This is a genomic window from Micromonospora purpureochromogenes (assembly GCF_900091515.1).
Lineage (GTDB): Bacteria > Actinomycetota > Actinomycetes > Mycobacteriales > Micromonosporaceae > Micromonospora > Micromonospora purpureochromogenes.
On record NZ_LT607410.1, the window covers coordinates 523202 to 542189 of the forward strand.

An 18988-nucleotide genomic window follows, 5' to 3' on the forward strand; every position below is an offset into this window, starting at 1 on the left:
GTTCGGCCGTGAGGCGTGGTGAGCAGCCGCCGTGGATCGTGCCGGACGGGCTGTGGCAGCGCATCGAGCCGTTGCTGCCCAAGCCCGAGCGCAATCCGCGGTATCCGGGGCGTAGGCGGATCCCGGACCGCAAGGTCCTGTGCGGGATCCTGTTCGTGCTGCACACCGGCATCCAGTGGGAGTTCCTGCCCCAGGAACTGGGGTTCGGATCGGGAATGACCTGCTGGCGGCGCCTGGAGGAATGGAACCGCGCCGGAGTGTGGCAGCGACTGCACGAGCTGCTCCTGGCCGAACTGCAGGCCGCCGGGAAGTTGGACTGGTCGCGGGCGGTCATCGACTCCTCGCACGTCCGGGCGGCCAGACGTGGCCCAAAAGCGGGCCGAGCCCGGTCGATCGCGCCCGCCCAGGCTCGAAGCACCACCTCCTGACCGAGGGCGCCGGCATCCCCCTCGCCGTGTCGCTGACCGGCGGCAACCGCAACGACGTCACCCAACTGCTCCCGCTGATCGACAAGGTCCCACCGGTGCGCGGACGCCGCGGCCGGCCACGCCAGCGCCCCGACGACCTGTACGCCGACCGCGCCTACGACCACGACAAGTACCGCAAAGCCGTGCGAGCCAAGGGCATCCGCCCACGCATCGCCCGCCGCGGCCAACCCCACGGCTCCGGACTGGGCACCATCAGATGGGTCGTCGAGCGCACAATCGCCTGGTACCACGGCATGAAACGGCTACGCATCCGGTGGGAACGCCGCGACGACATCCACGAAGCCTTCCTCGCCCTCGCCACCTGCATCATCACCTACCGACACGTCGTGCGACTTTGTTAGGACCTCTAAGTCGCGGGCTGGTCGGCGTGCCGTCTCGGTGCCGGCGGCGATCCTGCCGGCGCTGCGCGAGCACTTGGCGGCGTTCGTCGACGACAACCCGGAAGCGCTGGTGTTCACGACGCCGTCCGGCCGGCCGATCTGGCGCGGCAACCTCAACAAGGTCATCGGCTGGTCGACGGCAGTCGGCAAGCTCGGCGTGCCGGGTCTGCATTTCCACGATCTGCGGCACACGGGCAACACGATCGCGGCGCGGACGGGTGCGAGCACTCGGGAACTGATGGCCCGGATGGGTCACGACTCGGCGCAAGCGGCCATGATTTACCAGCACGCCACCTCGGAGGCGGATCGGGCCATCGCCTAGGCGGTGAGCGACGCAGTGAAGGCCGAGCGCAAGAAGGCCAAGAGCGGTGTCCGGTCCCTCGGACAAGGCCAAGGGCAAGGGCAAGAGGGCCGGTAAGAAGGGTGGCTAGTGGCCCGTGGATGGCCCATCGGGCGCAGGTGGCCCGTGGAATATCGAAGGCCCTGACCGGGACAGTCGTCCTAATCAGGGCCTTTCGCGTGGAGCGGGTGACGGGAATCGAACCCGCACTGTCAGCTTGGGAAGCTGATGTTCTGCCATTGAACTACACCCGCAGGCGGCACCACTGTACCTGAGGTGACCGGCGCCGTGCACCCAGGTACCCCCGGGCACGCCGGCACCCCCCCGGGCACCATGATCGATCTTGGACCCAACGTATTCACGTAGAGCTAAAAGTTTCCCAGCGGCAACATATGGTCGTTCTCAAATCTGTCAATCGGTTGTAACGTCACCCCCACGTTCTCGACCACGGCGTGACATACCCCCTGTCACGCCGCCAGAAAGAGGTGGGCCCATGGGACTCCGTCCCAACCTGCTGACCCGGCGTGCCGCCGGTGTCGCGTCGACGACCTTCGCGCTGCTGCTCAGCACCGCCGCTGTGGGCGTCCTCCCCGCTGCTTCCGCCTTCTCCGCAGCCCCGAGCGAGGCCTGCGCCGAGCCGGCCGACGTCCACTCGGACGCCCGGATCAAGAAGGGCGGGATCGCCAAGCACGAACCCAACGAGCTGACCGCCAAGCAGGTCCGCGAGCGCGAGGCCGACCTCGCCACCGCGCTGCGCGAGCGGGCGAGCTTCCGGGCCGGCGCCCAGGCCGCCGCCCCGCTGGCCAGTGTCACCATCCCGGTCGTCGTGCACGTGATCCAGCGCGACAGCACCCGCGCCGGCGGCAACATCCCGGACTCGATGATCACCTCGCAGATCAGCGTGCTGAACCAGGCCTACGCCGGTGCCACCGGCGGCGCGGCCACCGCCTTCGGCTTCCAGCTGACGAAGATCAACCGGGTGACCAACCCGGCGTGGTACCCGATCGTGCAGGGCTCCTCGGCGGAGCGGTCGATGAAGACCTCCCTGCGCGAGGGCGGCAAGAACACGCTCAACATCTACCTGGGCGAGCTGAGCGACGACCTGCTCGGCTGGGCGACCTTCCCGCAGCGGAAGCTGAACAGCATGGACGGCGTGGTCGTGCTGAGCGAGTCACTGCCGGGTGGCACCGCCGCCAACTACAACCAGGGCGACACCGGCACCCACGAGGTCGGCCACTGGCTGAACCTCTACCACACCTTCCAGGGTGGATGCTCGGGCTCGGGTGACAGTGTCAGCGACACCCCGGCCGAGGCCTCGCCGGCGTTCCAGTGCCCGACCGGGCGGGACACCTGCACCACGGCCGGCCTGGACCCGATCACCAACTTCATGGACTACACCTACGACTCGTGCATGTACCAGTTCACCGCTGGTCAGGCGAGCCGCATGCTGACCGCGTGGAACGCGTACCGCGCGGCGTAACACTCCAGCAGACGCCGATGCCGGCTCCGTCGCTCCGACGGGGCCGGCATCGGCGTCTCGGCGGTCAGGCGGCGGGGCGGCGGGTGTCGAACCCGTGGCGGCCGCGGCGGGCCGGCCGCCGATCGGGTACGCCCGCGGCGTCCCCGCCGCGGTGGGCGGCGACCGGATCGAGCCAGACCTGAACGGCGGAGGACCCGTGGCCCTCGCCGGGCTGGCCGAGCCCACCCTGGTCGCGCCGGGTCAGCATCGCCACGTCGACGCTGAACTCGAAGAGTCGCCAGTCGACCTGCGGCGCCGCCCGGCCGAGGCGGGCCACCCGGGCGACCCGGGCCGGGTCGGTGACCGGTTGCGCGCGACCGGCGACGTACGCCTCGTCGTCGGTCTCCTCCGGCGGGAACGAGTGCAACGCGTAGCGCCCGTCGCGTTCGAGGTCGCGGCGCTTGGGCGAGTCGACGACGAAGCAGAACAGCCCCTCGTCGGTGATCACGGGGCAGACCGGGTGCACCCGGGGCCCACCGTCGGCGCGGACGGTGGCCAGGTAGCCGAAGCCCGGCCCGTACTGCTGCATGAGAAGGCGGATCCCGTCGGCGAGTCGGGGCTCGTCAGCGGCGAATTCGGACCAGGAAGTCATACGGACATCCTATCGAACATGTGTACGAACGCGTAGTCCGACACGCAGGTCACCCGGTCCGCTCGATATGGTGTGCCGATGCTGCTCTCCGACCGCGACCTGGTCTCCGAGATCAAGGCGGGCACGCTCGCGCTGGAGCCCTTCGAGCCCACGCTGGTGCAGCCGTCCAGCATCGACGTGCGGCTCGACAAGCTCTTCCGGGTCTTCAACAACCACCTGTACACGCACATCGACCCGGCGATCCAGCAGGACGAGCTCACCTCGATGGTCGAGGTGCCCGAGGGTGAGGCGTTCGTGCTGCACCCCGGCGAGTTCGTGCTCGCCTCCACGCTGGAGGTCATCTCGCTGGGCGACCAGCTCGCCGGGCGCCTGGAGGGCAAGAGCAGCCTGGGCCGGCTCGGCCTGCTCACCCACTCGACCGCCGGCTTCATCGACCCGGGCTTCTCCGGTCACGTGACGCTGGAGCTGTCGAACGTGGCGAACCTGCCGATCACGCTCTGGCCCGGAATGAAGATCGGTCAGCTCTGCATCTTCCGGCTCTCGTCCCCGGCCGAGCACCCGTACGGCTCCGCCGTCTACGGGTCGCGCTACCAGGGCCAGCGCGGGCCGACCCCGAGCCGCTCCTGGCAGCACTGGCGCACCTGGCCCACGCGCTGACGCCGGGCCGGGCCCCCGGCACCCCGGGAGCCCGGCGCGCGCTCAGCCCGGCCGGCCGTAGCTGTTGATCGGCCCGTCGTCGACCCGCTTCATCTTGATCGGCACCCCGGCCTGGGAGGCGTGCACCACCCAGCCGCCGCCGACGTACATGCCGACGTGGTGCAGGTCGGCGTAGTAGAAGACCAGGTCGCCGGCGCGCAGGTCGGCGCGGCTGACCCGGGCGGTCACCTGGCGCTGCTGGCGGGCGTTGTGCGGCAGCGAGACACCGGCTTTCGCCCACGCCGCGAGCATCAGTCCGGAGCAGTCGTACGAGTTGGGGCCATCGGCGCCCCAGACGTACGGCTTGCCGATCTGCGCGCAGGCGAACTTGACCGCCGTGCCGGCCGGGCCGCCGGGATAGCCGGCCGGGCACGGGGCCGGGCGCAGCGCGCCCCCGCCACCGTTGCCGTACACCTTGAGCCGCAGTTTCTGCAGCCGGTCGATCTCAGCGTTGATCTGCTTCTTCTTCGCGGCCAGCTGGGCCTCGGTACGGGTCAGCTGGGCGACCATCTCGTCCAGCGGCGCCTTCTCCGCGGCCAGCTTGTCCCGCAGCTCCTTGACGGCCCGCACGTCGCGCTGCTGGCGCTGGGCGAACCGGTCGAGCAGTTCGAGCTGGTCGACCAGTTCGGCGGGGGACCTGCTGCCGAGCAGGGCGTTGACGGCGGAGAGGTTCTCCCCCTTGTACGCCTCGGCGGCGAGCCCGGTGACCTGGTTCATCGCGATGTCGACCTGGAGTTGCAGCGGCTCGATGCGCTTGGCCAGCGCGTCGGCCTGCCGGCGCTTGGCGGCCAGGTCCTGACGGGTGGCGTTGTGCTGCTCGATGATCGGTTCGAGCCGGTTCCAGTCCTGGTCGATCTGCCGCTCGATCTCGGCGACCGAGGGTTCGGCGTGGGCCGCCGTGGCGCCACCGGTCAGTACGACGGCGGCACCGGCGAGGGCGGCGATGACGGTGGTGAAGCGGGACCAGCGTGGGCGCGGCGCAGCCGTCAGCCGGGCGACCTGGGTCGACCGGTACGACGGTGGCCGCGGGGCATGGTGTGCCACCGGGCTCCTTCTTCCGCGACCGCCTACCGGGTTAGCTGACGGGTTCGGGCGGGAAGGGAGCGCCCTACCGCAGTGGCTGCGGATTCACCCCGGCTTACCTGGGTCCCCGGCTCGCCCGGAGGCGACTCGGCGGTGTCGGCCACTGCCACCCGGGTTGGACGGACCTGTCGAGGCCGACGAAGGACCAGAGTAGAGACGACCGTTATCGATCCGCAACCCGCCATGCCGGGCCGGGTCCCGGAGACGCGAAACCCCCGGTCGGCTGACCGGGGGTTTCGCGGTGGTTCTGGTCGCTCAGTACGGTCGCCGGAAGCCGGCGACCGGCATGTAGTTGATGCTGCTGACCTGGACCGGCTTACCGGTCCGGGGGGCGTGGACCATGATGTCGTTGCCCAGGTAGAGGCCCATGTGGTGCAGGTCGCTGAAGAAGAAGACCAGGTCGCCCGGGCGCGCCTCGGAGCGCGGGATGGCCCTGCCCTCGTTCCACTGGTCGCCGGTGTGGTGGGTCAGATAGATCCCGGCGGCCTTGTAGGCGTACTGGGTGAGACCCGAGCAGTCGAAGGAGTCCGGCCCGTCGGCACCCCAGACGTACGGGTCACCGACCTGCTGGCAGGCCACCCGGATGGCGGTCTGCGCCTTGGCGCTCACCACACCGTTGATGGTCGGGCAGCCGGCCACCTTGACGGTGGTCTTCGGCATGGACGCCTGCAGCCGCTTGATCTCCGCGTTGATCTGCGTCTTCTTGGCCGCCAGATCCTTCTCCTGCTTGACCTCGGCGGCGATCAGCTCGTCGAGCTTGCGCTTCTGGTCGTCGTACTTGCGCCGGACGGCGAGGACGCCCTCCAACTCCTTGCGCTGGTGGGCGGCGAGGCGGTCCAGCATCGTCAGCTGCTCGGCGAGCGTGCCGGGCTTGTTGCCGACCAGCAGCGCGCCGATCTCCTGCGAGGGCCCCGTCATGTAGTAGTGGGAAGCCAGATCGCCCACCCGGTTCATCGCCAGCTCGCTCTGCAGGGCCAGCGGCTGGATCTTCTTCTCCAGCTCGGCCGACTTCTTCCGGTTGGCCTTCAGCTGGGCGCGAACCTTGTTGTACTGCTCGATGGTCGGCTCGAGCTGCTCCCACTGCTTGTCGATCGCCGCCTCGATCTCCTCGGGCGTGGGCGCGGCGTGCGCCGGCACGGCGAACATCCCGGCGCCGACGACCACGGCGGCGACCAGGGTGAGCAGGCGGCGGGCGACCCGCCGCAGACCGGCCTTGCCGGCGGGCGGGCAAACCTGGGCGTGACGATGAGGGGGCATGGTTGCCACCGGCACCGACTCCTTAGCGACCGACCGCCGGGCGCCTCGCTGAGGGGAAGACGGAGGCAGACGACCCGCAGCGGTCGGTGCCCCACATTAGGGAACCGTCCGTACGAATTCAAGATGGGTCATTGCGGCATCACGCCTGTGCAACCACTTGCACACAAAGGGTGTCCGCTCATTTTCCAACGACAGCGGTCAATACGTCGTCCAATGTCACCACGCCGAGGGGCCGGCGACCGTCGCTCACCAGCACCATGTGCCGCCGCTCGCGCCGCATCGCCAGCAGCAGGTCGGCCAGCGTGCGGTCCGGCGGCACCACCGCCAGCGGCCGGTAGACGTCGGCGGGCACCGGGGCCCGGCGGGACGCCCCGGCGTACCCGAGGACGTCCTTGACGTGCACGAAGCCGAGCACCCGGCGGGTCGACCGCTGCACCACCGGGAAGCGGGACCGGCCGGTCCGGGTGGCCAGCACCTCCAGCGACGCCGGTGAGACGTCCTCGGCCACCGTGGTCACCGTCGACCAGGGTTGCAGGGCGTCCGCGGCGGTCCGCCGGTGCAGGGCCAGCGCCCCGGTGATGCGGGCGTGCTCCTCCGCGTCCAGCAGACCCTCGGTGCGCGCCTGCGACACCAGCCCGGCGAGCTCCTCGGCGGTGAACACCGTCTTCACCGCCTCGGTCGCCTCCACCCGCCACAGCCACAGCACCCGGCGGGCCGCCCACTTCATCGCCACCAGCAGCGGCTTGGTCGCCACGCAGAACGCCAGCATGGCCGGCCCGAGCCAGAGCGCGGACGGCTCCGGCCCGGCCAGGGTGATGTTCTTCGGCACCATCTCGCCGACCACGGTGTGCAGGAAGACCACCACCGCGAGGGCGATCAGGAACGACAGCGGGTGGACCGCCGAGGTCGGCAGCCCCAGCGCGTGGAACGCCGGTTCCATCAGGTGGGCCAGGGCGGGCTCGGCGATCGCCCCGAGCCCCAGCGAGCAGACCGTGATGCCGAGCTGCGCCCCGGCGATCATCAGCGGGATCTGGTTCATCGCCGACAGCGCCCAGCGGGCCCGCCGGGAAGTCGCCGCGAGCGGCTCCACCACGGTACGGCGGGACGCGATCAGCGCGAACTCGCTGCCCACGAAGAACGCGTTGCCGAGCAGCAACGCCAGGGCGATCAGCAGGTCAGTCATCGCCGTCCGGCTCCTCCGGGCGCACGACGCGGACCTGCTCGATCCGGTGCCGCTCCACCTCGACCACGGTGAACTCGTACCCGGACTCCTCGACCGTCTCGCCGGGCACCGGGATGTGGCCCAGCCGCGCCATCAGGAACCCGGCCAGCGTCTCGTACGGGCCCTCGGGCAGCCGGAAGCCGGTCTGCTCGGCCAGCTCGTCCTCGCGGAGCACCCCGTCGAGCAGGACGGTCCGTTCGCCACCCGGCACGGTCAGCTCGGCCGCGCCGGCGTCGTCCACCGCGTCCGGGTCGAACTCGTCGGCGATCTCGCCGACCAGCTCCTCGACCAGGTCCTCGATGGTGACCACGCCGTCGGTGCCGCCGTACTCGTCGACCACGATGGCCAGGTCGGCGCCGGCGTCCTTCAGCGCGGCCAGCACGCCGTCGAGGTCCAGGCTCTCCGGCACGTACACCGGTTCGCGGGCCACCGCCGCGACGGTGGTCAAGGCGCGGCGGTCCAGCGGCACCCCGAGCGCGTCCGGTACGCCGGCGACGCCGGTGACCAGGTCGAGGGTCTCCTCGTACACCGGGAAGCGGGTCCGTCCAGTCTGCCGGGACGCCTCCAGCAGCTCGGCCACGCTGGCGGTGGCCCGCAGCGCCACCACGTCGACCCGGGGGGTCATCGCCTCGGCGGCGCGCTTGTCGCCGAAGCGGATGGTGCGGCGCAGCAGCATGGCGATGTCCGGCGGCAGCGCCCCGGCCCGGGCCGAGATGGCCGCCAGCAGCCCCAGCTCTTCCGGGGAGCGGGCGCTGGCCAGTTCCTCCTGCGGCTCCACGCCCAGCGCCCGGACCAGCCGGTTCGCCGACCCGTTCAGCGCCCGGATCAGCCAGCCCAAGGTCCGGGAGAAGCGGTGCATCGGGCCGGCGGTGGCCAGGGCGGCGGGCATCGGCCGGGCCAGCGCGAGGTTCTTCGGCACCAGCTCGCCGAAGAGCATCGAGAGCAGGGTGGCCAGCGCCAGGGCGAGCAGCGGGCCGAACCGTTCCGTCCCGCCCACCGGCCGCAGCACCGGGGCGAAGAGCCGGGCCAGCGCCGGCTCGGCGAGATAACCGGTGAGCAGCGCGGTGAGCGTGATGCCGAGCTGCGCCCCGGAGAGCTGGAAGGAGAGCTCGCGCAGCGCCCGGCGTACCGTGGCCGCCGCGCCGTCCCCGGCGTCGGCGCGCCGGTCGATCTCCGCCCGATCGACGGTGACCAGGGCGAATTCGGCCGCGACGAAGAACGCGTTGCCGGCGGTCAGCAGGACGAAGCCGACCAGGGGCAACAGCGTGCCGAGCAACAGGCCGTCGATGAGCGCGATTGTTCCACGGCCGCTCGCGGCGCACGAGTTCGCCCGAGGTGACCCTGGTGACCCGTGGTTAACGTGGACGCATGCCGACCCTCACCCTCGCCGACGAACTGGTTACCACCACCGTCTCCTGAGCACGACGACGGCGGTGGCACCGCGTGGGTGCCACCGCCGTCGGGTGTCCGGTGATCCGGAGGTACGCCTCAGCCGGCGACCGGCTCGGTCTCCTTGTCGCCCTGCGTCTGCTCGGGCTTGACCGAGCGGAGCAGCACGCTGGCCACGTCGATGACCTCGACCTGCTCGCCGGCGCCCTTGCCGTTGACCCCGTCGTTGAGCATCGTCGAGCAGAACGGGCAGCCGACGGCGACCGTCCGCGCGCCGGTGGCCATGGCCTCTTCGACCCGGTCCACGTTGATCCGCTTGCCGATCTTCTCCTCCATCCACATCCGGGCGCCGCCGGCGCCGCAGCAGAAGGAGCGCTCGCTGTTGCGGGGCATCTCGGTGAGCTCGCCGGCGATCGCGTCGCCCAGCACCTCACGCGGCGCGGCGAAGACCCGGTTGTGCCGGCCCAGGTAGCAGGGGTCGTGGTAGGTGACCCCGCCGTCCACCGGCTGCACCGGGGTCAGCTTGCCGGTCGAGACCAGGTGCGCCAGGAGCTGGGTGTGGTGCACGACCTCGAACTCGCCGCCGAGCTGGCCGTACTCGTTGCCCAGCGTGTTGAAGCAGTGCGGGCAGGTGGCCACGATCTTGCGCTTGGCCTTCTCCCGACCCTCGAACGCCTCGTTCAGAGTCTCGACGTTCTGCTGGGCGAGCATCTGGAAGACGAACTCGTTGCCGATCCGGCGGGCCGGGTCGCCCGAGCAGGTCTCGCCCTCGCCGAGGATGGCGAACTTGACGCCCGCCTCGTTGAGCAGCGTGGCGACCGCGCGGGTGGTCTTCTTGGCCCGGTCCTCGAACGCGCCGGCACAGCCGACCCAGAACAGGTACTCGAAGTCGTCCACCTCGCCGACCCGCGGCACCTCGAAGTCGAGGCCCTTGGTCCAGTCCTCGCGGGTGTTCTGCGGGGCGCCCCACGGGTTGCCCTTGTTCTCCAGGTTGCGGAGCATGACGCCGGCCTCGGACGGGAAGCTCGACTCGATCAGCACCTGGTAGCGACGCATGTCGACGATGTGGTCGACGTGCTCGATGTCGACCGGGCACTGCTCGACGCAGGCGCCGCAGGTGGTGCACGACCAGAGCACGTCGGGGTCGATGACCCCGCCCTCCTCGGCGGTGCCGATCAGCGGCTTGTCCGCCTCGGCCAGGGCGAGCACGTCCATGTGGGCGAGCTGCGCGGCGGTGGCCTTCTCCTCGCCGGTGAGGTCCTTGCCGCCGCCGGCCAGCAGGTACGGCGCCTTGGCGTACGCGTGGTCCCGCAGGCTGAGGATCAGCAGCTTCGGCGACAGCGGCTTGCCGGTGTTCCAGGCCGGGCACTGCGACTGGCAGCGGCCGCACTCGGTGCAGGTGCTGAAGTCCAGCAGGCCCTTCCAGGTGAACTGCTCGACCTGGGCGACGCCGAACTGGTCCTTCTCCGGGTCGGCCTCCTCGAAGTCGAGCGGCTTGCCCTCGCTCATCATCGGCCGCAGGGCGCCGAGGCCGGAACCGGCGGGCTTGGCCGGCTCACGCTTGAAGAAGATGTTGGGGAACGCCAGGAAGCGGTGCCAGGCGACACCCATGGTCACGTTCAGCGAGATGACGATCAGCCAGGTCATCGAGATGACGATCTTGATGAGCGCGGCGACGCTGGCCCCGTCCTGCCAGTCGGGCAGCACCGCCCCGACCGCGTGGCTGAGCGGGGTGGCCCAGACCGGGTACTCGAAGTGGTCGGTGGCGACCTTGAAGCCCCGGATCACGAACCCGAAGATCAGGACCAGCAGCACGATCCACTCGACGAAGTAGCCCTGCCACATCGTCGAGCCGGTGAACCGGGAGCGACCGCCCGGCCGGGTGGGCCGGTTGTGCAGCCGGATCGCCATCAGCACCAGGATGCCGACCAGGCCCAGCACGCCGATGACCTCGGTGGCCAGGCCGAAGACCGTCCAGTGCCCGACGATCGGCAGCCCACCGGTCGGGGTGACCACCTCGAAGTACGCCTCGAGCACCAGCAGCGACAGCACGATGAAGCCGACCATCACGAACCAGTGCGCGGCGCCCACCACGCTCCACTTGAGCATGCGGGTGTGGCCGGCGGTCTCCACCAGCATGGTCCTGGTGCGGGCGCCCTTGTCGGTGAACCGCTCCGGGGCGGGTTGCCCGAGCCGGATGACGGCCGTCATCTTCATGACCGCGCGCACCGCAAGCCACACCGCCACGGCGGTGATGGCGGCCGCGAGGATCGTGGTGACGATCTGGACGCTGCCCATCGAGTTGGCCTCCCGGTCTGCTGCCTGTCGAGCGGCTCGGCGACCGGGTGGCCGGTGTCAGGGCGTCACCGGCGTCGCGCCGCTGCCACCTGATCGACCGGGCCGGTCGATGACCTCGCTCCGCTCGGTCATGCAGTGCAGCCTACGCGCAAGGTTACCCAGCAGTAACGTGAGTCTTCTCGCACCCGGCCACGCCGCCCTGCGCACACCATAGGGTGCCCGGCGCCGGAGCGCCGGGCAGGGTTCCGCGAAGGTGACGTGGCACCGCCTCGACAGCGGGCCGGGTCAGCGTCAGCAGGAAGAAGTCAGCGCCAGCGGGAGAGCAGGATCAGCGAGGCGACCATCGCGCCGAAGCCGACCGCGAGGTTCCAGTAGCCCCAGGTGGCGACCGGGTACTCCTGCTCGGAGAGGTAGTAGACCACCAGCCAGCCGATGCCGCCGACGATCAGCGCGACCGCGGTCGCCGGCAGCCACACAGGGCTAGGCTTGCGCGTCGCCGCCGTGCTCGTCGGACGCACGTCCGTCGGCGGGGTGTACACCTTCTTCTTGCGGACCTGAGACTTGGGCACGACGCTCTCCAGAGGGGGTGACGACCTCGTCCGGCCTGACAACCGGGCGCGGGGGCGACGGTCCATGGCCAATAATGTTCGACAGCTAGCGTAGTCCGGACGGCCCGTCCAAGCCACGAATGGGGTCAGGCCGGTGCGCGGAGCGACCGGAAAGAGGGAAACGCCCCGGCGCACCCGCGCCCGTCGGCGTCGTGGCGGGCACCAACCAGACGAGGCGGAGGGAACGCTCGGTGGAGTACACATCCGGCGCGGCGTCCTGGCAGAAGGCCATGCGGCGGGCGGTCGCCGCGCTCCTGCCACGGCGGCCGCGGCAGCGGCGACCGGGCTGGTCGATCGGGGTGCCGCTGATCGCCGCCGCAGCCGGGCTGCTCTTCACCACCACCGCCACCACCGCCGGCGGCACCGCCCTGCGGGAGGACCGGCGACCCCAGCTGACCCAGTTGATCGAGGACCGGCGCGAGCAGGTGGCGGCCAGCGAGTTGCGGGCCGCCCGGCTGCGCGCCGAGGTCGAGAGCCAGACCGCCGCGCTGGCCGACACCGACGGCCCCGTGAAGGAGCAGCGCGACCGGGCCGGACGCAGCCTGGAGGCCGCCGGGTTCACCGCGCTGTCCGGGCCGGGGGTGACCGTCGAGCTGAACGACGCGCCCCGCCGCAACGACCAGATCCTGCCCAAGGACGCGACCAACGACGACCTGGTCGTCCACCAGGGCGATGTGCAGGCGGTGGTGAACGCGCTCTGGGCCGGCGGCGCGGAGGCCATGTCAATCATGAACGTCCGCGTGCTGTCCACCAGCGCGGTACGCTGCGTGGGTAACACCCTGCTGCTGCACGGCCGGGTGTACTCCCCACCGTTCAAGATCGTAGCAATCGGCGATCCCGCTGCCCTCCAGCAGGCCCTCGCCGGCTCTGAGGGAGTCGGGTTGTTCAAGCAGGCGGTCGAGCACTACCAGCTGGGCTACAAGGAGACCGTCTCCTCCGTGACCGTGCCGGCCTTCGAGGACTCCACCGCTCTGCGATCGGCGACGGTGCCCCGATGAGTCCCGACGGCAGGGACCCGCGCCACCGCGACCGGAGCGACGACGAGACCGCGGTCATCCCCGCGGTCGAGGGCTCGACCCCGCCGGCCCGCCCCAACAGCTGGCCCGACCCGGTGCTGCCGCCGCGCTCGTCCGCGAACCGGCCGCCGACCCCGCCCGCCCCGGCCTCCCGATCGGCCGCTCCCGACGCGACCGACCGCGCGACCGCCGACCCGGGGCGCGCCCGGCCGCCCGTCGACCCGACACCCGAGCGCCCGGCCGCCCACCCGGTCTCCGGTGGCGCGGCGCCGGCCCGCCCGACCGACGGCCCGACCCGCCCCGCGCCGCCCGCGTGGCCCGGCAACGCCCCGGTCCGCCCGGCCGCGCCCGCCGCTCACCCATCCGCGGCCCCGGCCGCCGTGCCGCCGGCTCCGGCCGGGCCGGCGATCCACCGGTCACCCGCGCCGTCGGAGCGCCCCGCCGCGCCCGCCCCGGCGGCCGCCGCCGACCACCAGCCCAGATCCGGGGTACGGCCGCAGCCCGTCACCGAGGCGCCGACCGCCTTCCTCCCGATCGTCCCCGCCCGTCCCGCGGACCGTCAGGGGAGCGCACCCGAGGCCCGAGGCACCAGGCAGCCCGTCGCCGGCGGCGTCGCCGGCCCGGGGCACCCGCACCCGGCCGAGGCCCGTCCCGGCGTACCCGCGCCGCAGGCCGGCCCAGGCGGGCCTGGCCTGCCCCGTGTGGCCGCTCCCGAGGGCGGCCTGCCCCGCGCGGCCGCCCCGGAAGGCGGACTGCCCCGCCCGGCCGCACCGGAGGGTGGCCTGCCCCGCGCGGCCGCTCCGGAGGGTGGACCGGCCGGCGTGGCAGCTTCCAGCGGTCGAACGGACGCCTGGGGTACCGCCGGCGGCCCGGACAGCGGACCGACCGGCGCCTACCGCACCGGTGGCGCAACCGACCGGTTCGCGGACCCGGCGGCCACCGCGATCATCCCGGCGGTGACCGGACGGCCCGCGCCCACCCAGCCGGCGCTGGACTCGACGGCGCTGATGGGCGCGGTGCCCCCCGTGCCCGAGCGCGACGGCCCGGCCGAGGACAAGCCCGCCGAGCCGCCGCAGCCCCGGCGCGGCGAGCGGGTGGTCCAACTCCGCCCGCACCAGACCGACGAGGGCTACAAGAGCGTCTACTCGGAGCTGACCCGGCCCTCTCTGGCGTCCCGGGTGCGCTCCGGCGTCCGGGTCACCGGCGAGGTGCTGATCACCTTCGGTCTGGTGGTGCTGCTCTTCGCCGGGTACGAGATCTGGGGCAAGTCGGCCATCGTCGACGCCCACCAGGGCGACCTGAGCAGCCAACTGGCGCAGGAGTGGGGCCCGAGCGGGGACCCCACCGTCGCACCGTCCGCCGGTCCGACGGCCAAGCCCAAGCCCCCGGTGGAGGGCAAGCCGATCGCCGGCCTCTACATCCCCAAGCTCGACAAGAACTGGGTCGTGGTGGAGGGCGTCACGCAGAAGGACATTCGGTACGCCCCGGGCCACTACCCGAAGAGCGCGCTGCCCGGCCAGGTGGGCAACTTCTCCGTCGCCGGACACCGCAACCGGGCCACCTTCTGGCGGCTGGACGAGCTCGACGACGGCGACGCGATCGTCGTCGAGACCAAGACCGACTGGTACGTCTACAAGGTGATCAAGAGTCGGATCGTCCGCCCCGACCAGGTGGAGGTCGTCGCGCCGGCACCGATCAGGCTGGAGCCGGGAGAGAAGCCGAAAAAGTTGCTCACCCTGACCACCTGCAACCCGAAGTTCGACAACTACCAGCGCCTGATCATCCACGCGGAGCTGGACACCGCGGCCAGCATTCCCAAGTCCGAGGGCCGCCCGGCGGCGCTGGGAGGCTGACGACGATGTACGCCTGGATCTGGCGCAAACTGCCCTTAGGCCTGGCCGGCAAGATCACCGGTTCGCTGCTGCTCGCCGCCGCGACCATGGCCCTGCTCTGGTACGTGGTCTTCCCCTGGGCCGAGCCCCTGGTGACCCCCTTCGACGACGTACAGGTCACCCAGGACACCGGCGTGCCGGGCGACCCCGCCGACCCCGGCGTCGAGCAGGACGCCCCGTCCGGCGACGAGCATGAGCTGCCGTACGGCACCGACCAGAACAACACCCCACCCCCCTCCCCGGACGAGTGAGCCCATGCGTGTCCTGGTCATCGACAACTACGACTCGTTCGTCTTCAACCTGGTGCAGTACCTCGGCCAGCTCGGCGTCGACTGCGAGGTCCGCCGCAACGACGAGATCGACGTCGCCGAGGTCGGCCGGCTCGACGCGGCCGGGGTGCTGCTCTCCCCCGGCCCGGGCAGCCCGGACCGCGCCGGCATCTGCCTCGACGTGATCAAGGCGTACGCCGGCAAGCTGCCCATCTTCGGCGTCTGCCTCGGTCACCAGGCCATCGGTGAGGCATTCGGCGCCACTGTGACCCGGGCTCCGGAGCTGCTGCACGGCAAGACCTCGGAGGTACGCCACCACTCGGTCGGCGTGCTGGCCGGGCTGCCGGACCCGTTCACCGCCACCCGGTACCACTCGCTCGCCGTGCTCCCGGAGACGCTGCCGGACGAGCTGGAGGTAACCGGCTGGACCGGGTCCGGCGTCGTGATGGCGATGCGCCACCGGACGCTGCCGATCGAGGGCGTCCAGTTCCACCCGGAGTCGGTGCTGACCGAGGGCGGCCACCTGATGCTGGCGAACTGGCTGGCCGCCTGCGGCCACCCGGAGGCGCTGGACCGCGCTCCGGAGCTGGCCGCCGAGGTGGACGCGCGGCGGCGGGCCGCCTTCGCCAACACCTGAGCACCACCACGACAGCAGGAAGGCCCGGTCCCTGTGCGGACCGGGCCTTCTTCTGCGTCGTTACCGGAAGCGGCTCACTCGCCGGACAACCGGGCCGGGGGTGAGGTGGGGAAGGGCAGGCCCCCACCGCCGCCGGTGCCCGGGGTCGGCGTGGTGGCGCCGGGGGTCGGGGTGGGCGGGGTCGGCTCCTGGGTGGGCTCGGGGATGGACACCTCGATGGTGACCGTCTTGCCCTTGGCCAGGTTGGTCCCCGGACCCGGGCTCTGCCCGGTGACCTTGCCGGCGTCCGCCGCGGGCACCTCGTCGCCGTCCCGCACCCGCACCTGGTAGCCGGCGCTCTTCAGCTCGGCCCGGGCCTCGTCCTCGGTGAGGCCGATGACGCGCGGGACGTCGCCCACGTTGCCCTTCGAGATGGTGACCGTGATCGTGGCGCCCTCGGCGACCTTCGTCCCCGACGGCGGGTTCACCTCGAGGACCAGGCCCTTCTCGCGTGGGCTGTCCTTCTCCTGGGGCTTGACCACGAAGCCGTCGGACTCCAACTGCTGCTTGACGCTCTCGTAGGTACCGCCCACCAGTCCGGCCGGGACCGCCTTGGTGCCCGGACCGCCGCACATCCGGACGGTCACCTGGCGGTTCTCCTCCAGGCTGCTGCCGGCGGGCGGCGTCTGCTCGGCGACCGTGCCCTTCTTGCAGGTGGTGCTGAAGAGTTCGTCACCCAGCCCCGGCACCAGACCCGCGTTGCGGATCTCGTTGAAGGCGGTGGCCTGGTCCTTGCCCGCCAGGTTCGGCACCTGGACCTTCTCGGGGTCGTCGTTCTGCAGCAGCAGCGCCGCCACCAGGGCGATCACCGCCAGCACGCCGACCGCGGCGAACGCGGCGATCACCCAGGCCGAGCTCTTGCGCCGACCCGGGTCGCCGACCCGCGCCGGGGCCTGCTGCCGGGTCTGCGCGCCGACTACCTGCGTCGGGTACCCACCGGCGGCCGGGGCGAGGTGCGCCGTCTCGTCCTGCGGCATGACCGGGGTGGCCAGCACCGGCCGGCCGGCGGCGGCCCGGAGCAGGTCGGCCCGCATCTCGCCGGCACTCTGGTAGCGGTTCAGCGGGTTCTTCGACAGCGCCTTGAGCACGATCGCGTCGACCGCCGGGTTGACGTCCGGGTTGATGTCGCTCGGGGTCGGCGGGGCCTCCCGTACGTGCTGGTAGGCCACGCTCACCGGGCTGTCCCCGACGAACGGCGGGTGCCCGCAGATCAGCTCGAAGAGCACGCAGCCGGCGGCGTAGACGTCGGAGCGGGCGTCCACGGACTCGCCGCGCGCCTGCTCCGGGGAGAGGTACTGCGCGGTGCCGATGACCGCGCTGGTCTGGGTCATCGTGGTCACGCCGCTGGCCAGCGCCCGGGCGATGCCGAAGTCCATCACCTTGACCTGGCCGGTCTGGGTGAGCATCACGTTGCCCGGCTTGATGTCCCGGTGGATGATCCCGTGCCGGTGGCTGAACTCCAGCGCCGCGCACATGTCGGCGCAGATCTCCAACGCCCGGCGCGGTTGGAGCCGGCTCTCGACGCCGAGGACCTCCTTCAGCGTGCGGCCGTTGACGAACTCCATCACGATGAACGGGAGCGTCTCGCCGGTCGGGGCGGTCTCCTCGCCGGTGTCGTAGACGGCAACGATCGCCGGGTGGTTCAGCGAGGCGGCGTTCTGCGCCTCCCGACGGAACCGCATCTGGAAGGTGGCGTCCCGGGCCAGGTCGGTGCGGAGCATCTTGATCGCGACGTCCCGGCCCAGCCGGAGGTCACGACCACGGTGGACCTCCGCCATGCCGCCGTAGCCGAGCAGCTCGCCGACCTGGTACCTGCCACCGAGCAGGCGGGCCTGCGCTGTCATCGCGTTCGTCGTCCTTCGCTCGTCGTCGTCTCGCCGCCACCCGGTCGAAGCCGTTCCACCCGACGGTACGGCTTCTGGGCCAGATCGTCGCGTCCGTACGCGCTCACCGCGCCGGACGTCACGCTCAGCGGGCCGGATGCGCCGGGGTCACCGGTCAGCGCGTCCTGCCGCGCCCTGTAGGAAATCACGCCGGAGCAGACCAGGACCAGTACGGCCAGCAGGATGGCCACGGTCACCATGCCTGACCTGGAACGGCGCGGCGGAGCGGCAGCCGGGACCGGCTGCCGGGCGTACCCGACGGGGCGGTCGGACCGGGTGGGAGCCGACGACACGACCCCGCGCGGTGGCGCGGGCTGCGCGACCGGCGGCCGGGACTGCGGCGCGGCCGGCGAACGCTGCGCCGCGGCGGGCGGCTGCGGCTGCCGCGCGGCGACCGGCGGGCGGGCCTGCCCGGCGGCCGCCGGGCGGGGCTGCTGGGCCAGCGCGGGCGGCCGGTGCTGCTGGCGGGCGGCCGGCACCTGGGCGCGGGCCACCGGGGCGGCCGGGGAGGCGGGTGCCCCGGAGACCGGGCCGGCGTGTCCACCGGACCGGGCCTGCTGGGACAGCGCGAGCTTCGCCTGCCTGGCCACCGAGGCCAGCGCGGCGGCGCTGGGCCACCGGGCCGCGGGATCCTTCGCCAGGGCCCGCTCCACGATCGCCCGGACCTGCGGCGGGATGTCGCCGGGCAGCGGCCGGGGTGCCTCCCGGACGTGCTTCATCGCGATCTCGAGCGGGTTGTCCCCGTCGAACGGACGCCGGCCGGCAAGGCACTGGTACGCCACCACGCCGAGCGCGTACACGTCGGAGGCGGGGGTGGCGACCGCGCCGGTGGCCTGCTCCGGGGAGATGTACGAGGCGGTGCCGAGCACCGAGCCGGCGGCCGTGAGCTGACCGACCAGGTCGGAGCGGGCGATGCCGAAGTCGGTCAGCACCAGCGTCCCGTTCGGCCGGACCAGCAGGTTGCCCGGCTTCACGTCCCGGTGCACGATGCCCTTCTCGTGGGCGGCGTGCAGCGCGTCGGCCGCCTGGGCGACCAGTGCCATCGTCCGGGCCGGGGTGAGCCGGCCGACCCGGCTCAGCGTCGCCGACAGCGCGTCGCCCTCGACGTACTCCATGATCAGGAAGGCGATCTGCTGGTCGCTGCCGAAGTCGTAGACGTCGACCACGCCCGGGTGGTTGATGGTGGCCATGGTCCGCGCCTCGCCCCGGAACCGCTCGGCGAAACCGGGATCGTCCAGCAGCGCCGGGAGCAGGCTCTTCACCGCCACCGTACGGCCCAGCACCTGGTCGGTGCCGCGCCAGACGTCGCCCATGCCACCGCTGGCGATCCGCTCGTCAAGACGGTAGCGGTTGCCGAGCTGGACGCCGGGGTGAAGCATG

17 protein-coding genes, 1 tRNA gene and 1 riboswitch are annotated in these 18988 nt (G+C 71.9%); of the genes, 8 read left to right on the top strand and 10 right to left on the bottom strand.

Annotated elements, in window-relative coordinates; translation table 11 throughout:
- Positions 1–35 precede the first annotated feature (35 nt).
- A protein-coding gene (locus GA0074696_RS02465; RefSeq protein ID WP_197700856.1) for an IS5 family transposase occupies positions 36–829 on the top strand; the annotation gives its coding sequence in 2 pieces (ribosomal slippage) (positions 36–369 and positions 369–829; 795 coding nt in all).
- Between the two features lie 37 nt (positions 830–866).
- Positions 867–1190 (top strand): tyrosine-type recombinase/integrase, encoded by a 324-nt coding sequence (locus GA0074696_RS02470; protein ID WP_088959585.1) that lies wholly within the window; start codon positions 867–869, stop codon positions 1188–1190.
- A 198-nt stretch (positions 1191–1388) separates the two neighbouring features.
- Here the strand turns inward: GA0074696_RS02470 and GA0074696_RS02475 are convergent.
- Positions 1389–1462: transfer RNA gene (locus tag GA0074696_RS02475), tRNA-Gly, on the bottom strand.
- A gap of 239 nt (positions 1463–1701) precedes the next feature.
- Here GA0074696_RS02475 and GA0074696_RS02480 point away from each other — a divergent pair.
- Entirely contained in the window at positions 1702–2688 is a 987-nt protein-coding gene (locus tag GA0074696_RS02480; RefSeq protein ID WP_088959586.1) for a zinc metalloprotease, read from the top strand.
- A 64-nt stretch (positions 2689–2752) separates the two neighbouring features.
- Here the strand turns inward: GA0074696_RS02480 and GA0074696_RS02485 are convergent, their stop codons facing one another.
- Positions 2753–3319 carry a pyridoxamine 5'-phosphate oxidase family protein gene (locus GA0074696_RS02485; protein WP_088959587.1) on the bottom strand — a complete coding sequence of 189 codons (567 nt, stop codon included), beginning with the start codon at positions 3317–3319 and terminating at the stop codon, positions 2753–2755.
- A 78-nt stretch (positions 3320–3397) separates the two neighbouring features.
- Here GA0074696_RS02485 and dcd point away from each other — a divergent pair, with 78 nt between their 5' ends.
- The gene (dcd, locus tag GA0074696_RS02490) at positions 3398–3976 is read left to right on the top strand and encodes a dCTP deaminase (protein WP_088964316.1); all 579 of its coding nucleotides are present in this window, start codon (positions 3398–3400) and stop codon (positions 3974–3976) included.
- Positions 3977–4018: 42 nt separating this feature from the next.
- Here the strand turns inward: dcd and GA0074696_RS02495 are convergent, their stop codons facing one another.
- The 6 genes from GA0074696_RS02495 to GA0074696_RS02520 all read right to left on the bottom strand — a co-directional run bounded on the left by GA0074696_RS02495 (position 4019) and on the right by GA0074696_RS02520 (position 11833).
- On the bottom strand, positions 4019–5059 hold the full coding sequence (locus GA0074696_RS02495; RefSeq protein WP_088959588.1) for a C40 family peptidase: 1041 nt from the start codon (positions 5057–5059) through the stop codon (positions 4019–4021).
- A gap of 5 nt (positions 5060–5064) precedes the next feature.
- A riboswitch (cyclic di-AMP (ydaO/yuaA leader) is annotated at positions 5065–5201 on the bottom strand.
- Positions 5202–5353: 152 nt separating this feature from the next.
- Positions 5354–6370, bottom strand: coding sequence for a C40 family peptidase (locus tag GA0074696_RS02500; RefSeq protein ID WP_407940534.1), 1017 nt, complete (start codon positions 6368–6370; stop codon positions 5354–5356).
- A gap of 163 nt (positions 6371–6533) precedes the next feature.
- The gene (locus GA0074696_RS02505) at positions 6534–7538 is read right to left on the bottom strand and encodes a hemolysin family protein (protein ID WP_088959590.1); all 1005 of its coding nucleotides are present in this window, start codon (positions 7536–7538) and stop codon (positions 6534–6536) included.
- On the bottom strand, positions 7531–8838 hold the full coding sequence (locus GA0074696_RS02510; RefSeq protein ID WP_088964317.1) for a hemolysin family protein: 1308 nt from the start codon (positions 8836–8838) through the stop codon (positions 7531–7533). The genes GA0074696_RS02505 and GA0074696_RS02510 overlap by 8 nt, the downstream gene beginning before the upstream one ends.
- Before the next feature lie 227 nt (positions 8839–9065).
- Positions 9066–11264 (bottom strand): (Fe-S)-binding protein, encoded by a 2199-nt coding sequence (locus tag GA0074696_RS02515; protein WP_088959591.1) that lies wholly within the window; start codon positions 11262–11264, stop codon positions 9066–9068.
- A 305-nt stretch (positions 11265–11569) separates the two neighbouring features.
- Complete coding sequence (locus GA0074696_RS02520) at positions 11570–11833, bottom strand: cell division protein CrgA (protein ID WP_088959592.1); 264 nt, start codon at positions 11831–11833, stop codon at positions 11570–11572.
- 230 nt (positions 11834–12063) lie between these two features.
- On the opposite strand from GA0074696_RS02520, the gene GA0074696_RS02525 reads away from it, so the two are divergent.
- Genes GA0074696_RS02525 through GA0074696_RS02540 form a run of 4 tightly spaced genes read left to right on the top strand, consistent with a single transcriptional unit; the run spans position 12064 to position 15686 of the window.
- Complete coding sequence (locus tag GA0074696_RS02525) at positions 12064–12870, top strand: DUF881 domain-containing protein (RefSeq protein ID WP_088959593.1); 807 nt, start codon at positions 12064–12066, stop codon at positions 12868–12870.
- On the top strand, positions 12867–14741 hold the full coding sequence (locus tag GA0074696_RS02530) for a class E sortase (protein ID WP_088959594.1): 1875 nt from the start codon (positions 12867–12869) through the stop codon (positions 14739–14741). Before GA0074696_RS02525 ends, GA0074696_RS02530 begins: the two co-directional genes overlap by 4 nt.
- Before the next feature lie 5 nt (positions 14742–14746).
- Positions 14747–15031, top strand: a complete 285-nt coding sequence (locus GA0074696_RS02535) for a hypothetical protein (protein ID WP_088959595.1) — start codon at positions 14747–14749, stop codon at positions 15029–15031.
- Positions 15032–15035: 4 nt separating this feature from the next.
- Positions 15036–15686: an aminodeoxychorismate/anthranilate synthase component II gene (locus GA0074696_RS02540; protein WP_088959596.1), complete on the top strand. Its 651-nt coding sequence runs from the start codon at positions 15036–15038 to the stop codon at positions 15684–15686.
- A gap of 74 nt (positions 15687–15760) precedes the next feature.
- Here the strand turns inward: GA0074696_RS02540 and pknB are convergent, their stop codons facing one another.
- Entirely contained in the window at positions 15761–17569 is a 1809-nt protein-coding gene (pknB, locus tag GA0074696_RS02545; RefSeq protein ID WP_088959597.1) for a Stk1 family PASTA domain-containing Ser/Thr kinase, read from the bottom strand.
- The gene (locus tag GA0074696_RS02550; protein ID WP_088959598.1) at positions 17566–18987 is read right to left on the bottom strand and encodes a serine/threonine-protein kinase; all 1422 of its coding nucleotides are present in this window, start codon (positions 18985–18987) and stop codon (positions 17566–17568) included. Before GA0074696_RS02550 ends, pknB begins: the two co-directional genes overlap by 4 nt.
- Between the last annotated feature and the right edge of the window lies 1 nt (position 18988).

Excerpts from the sequence above, each read along its gene's own strand:
- GA0074696_RS02480 (WP_088959586.1), top strand. The coding sequence starts at position 1,702 with ATGGGACTCCGTCCCAACCTGCTGACCCGGCGTGCCGCCGGTGTCGCG.
- GA0074696_RS02485 (WP_088959587.1), bottom strand. The coding sequence starts at position 3,319 with ATGACTTCCTGGTCCGAATTCGCCGCTGACGAGCCCCGACTCGCCGAC.
- dcd (WP_088964316.1), top strand. The coding sequence starts at position 3,398 with ATGCTGCTCTCCGACCGCGACCTGGTCTCCGAGATCAAGGCGGGCACG.
- GA0074696_RS02505 (WP_088959590.1), bottom strand. The coding sequence starts at position 7,538 with ATGACTGACCTGCTGATCGCCCTGGCGTTGCTGCTCGGCAACGCGTTC.
- GA0074696_RS02515 (WP_088959591.1), bottom strand. The coding sequence starts at position 11,264 with ATGGGCAGCGTCCAGATCGTCACCACGATCCTCGCGGCCGCCATCACC.
- GA0074696_RS02530 (WP_088959594.1), top strand. The coding sequence starts at position 12,867 with ATGAGTCCCGACGGCAGGGACCCGCGCCACCGCGACCGGAGCGACGAC.
- GA0074696_RS02535 (WP_088959595.1), top strand. The coding sequence starts at position 14,747 with ATGTACGCCTGGATCTGGCGCAAACTGCCCTTAGGCCTGGCCGGCAAG.
- GA0074696_RS02540 (WP_088959596.1), top strand. The coding sequence starts at position 15,036 with ATGCGTGTCCTGGTCATCGACAACTACGACTCGTTCGTCTTCAACCTG.
- pknB (WP_088959597.1), bottom strand. The coding sequence starts at position 17,569 with ATGACAGCGCAGGCCCGCCTGCTCGGTGGCAGGTACCAGGTCGGCGAG.
- GA0074696_RS02550 (WP_088959598.1), bottom strand. The coding sequence starts at position 18,987 with ATGCTTCACCCCGGCGTCCAGCTCGGCAACCGCTACCGTCTTGACGAG.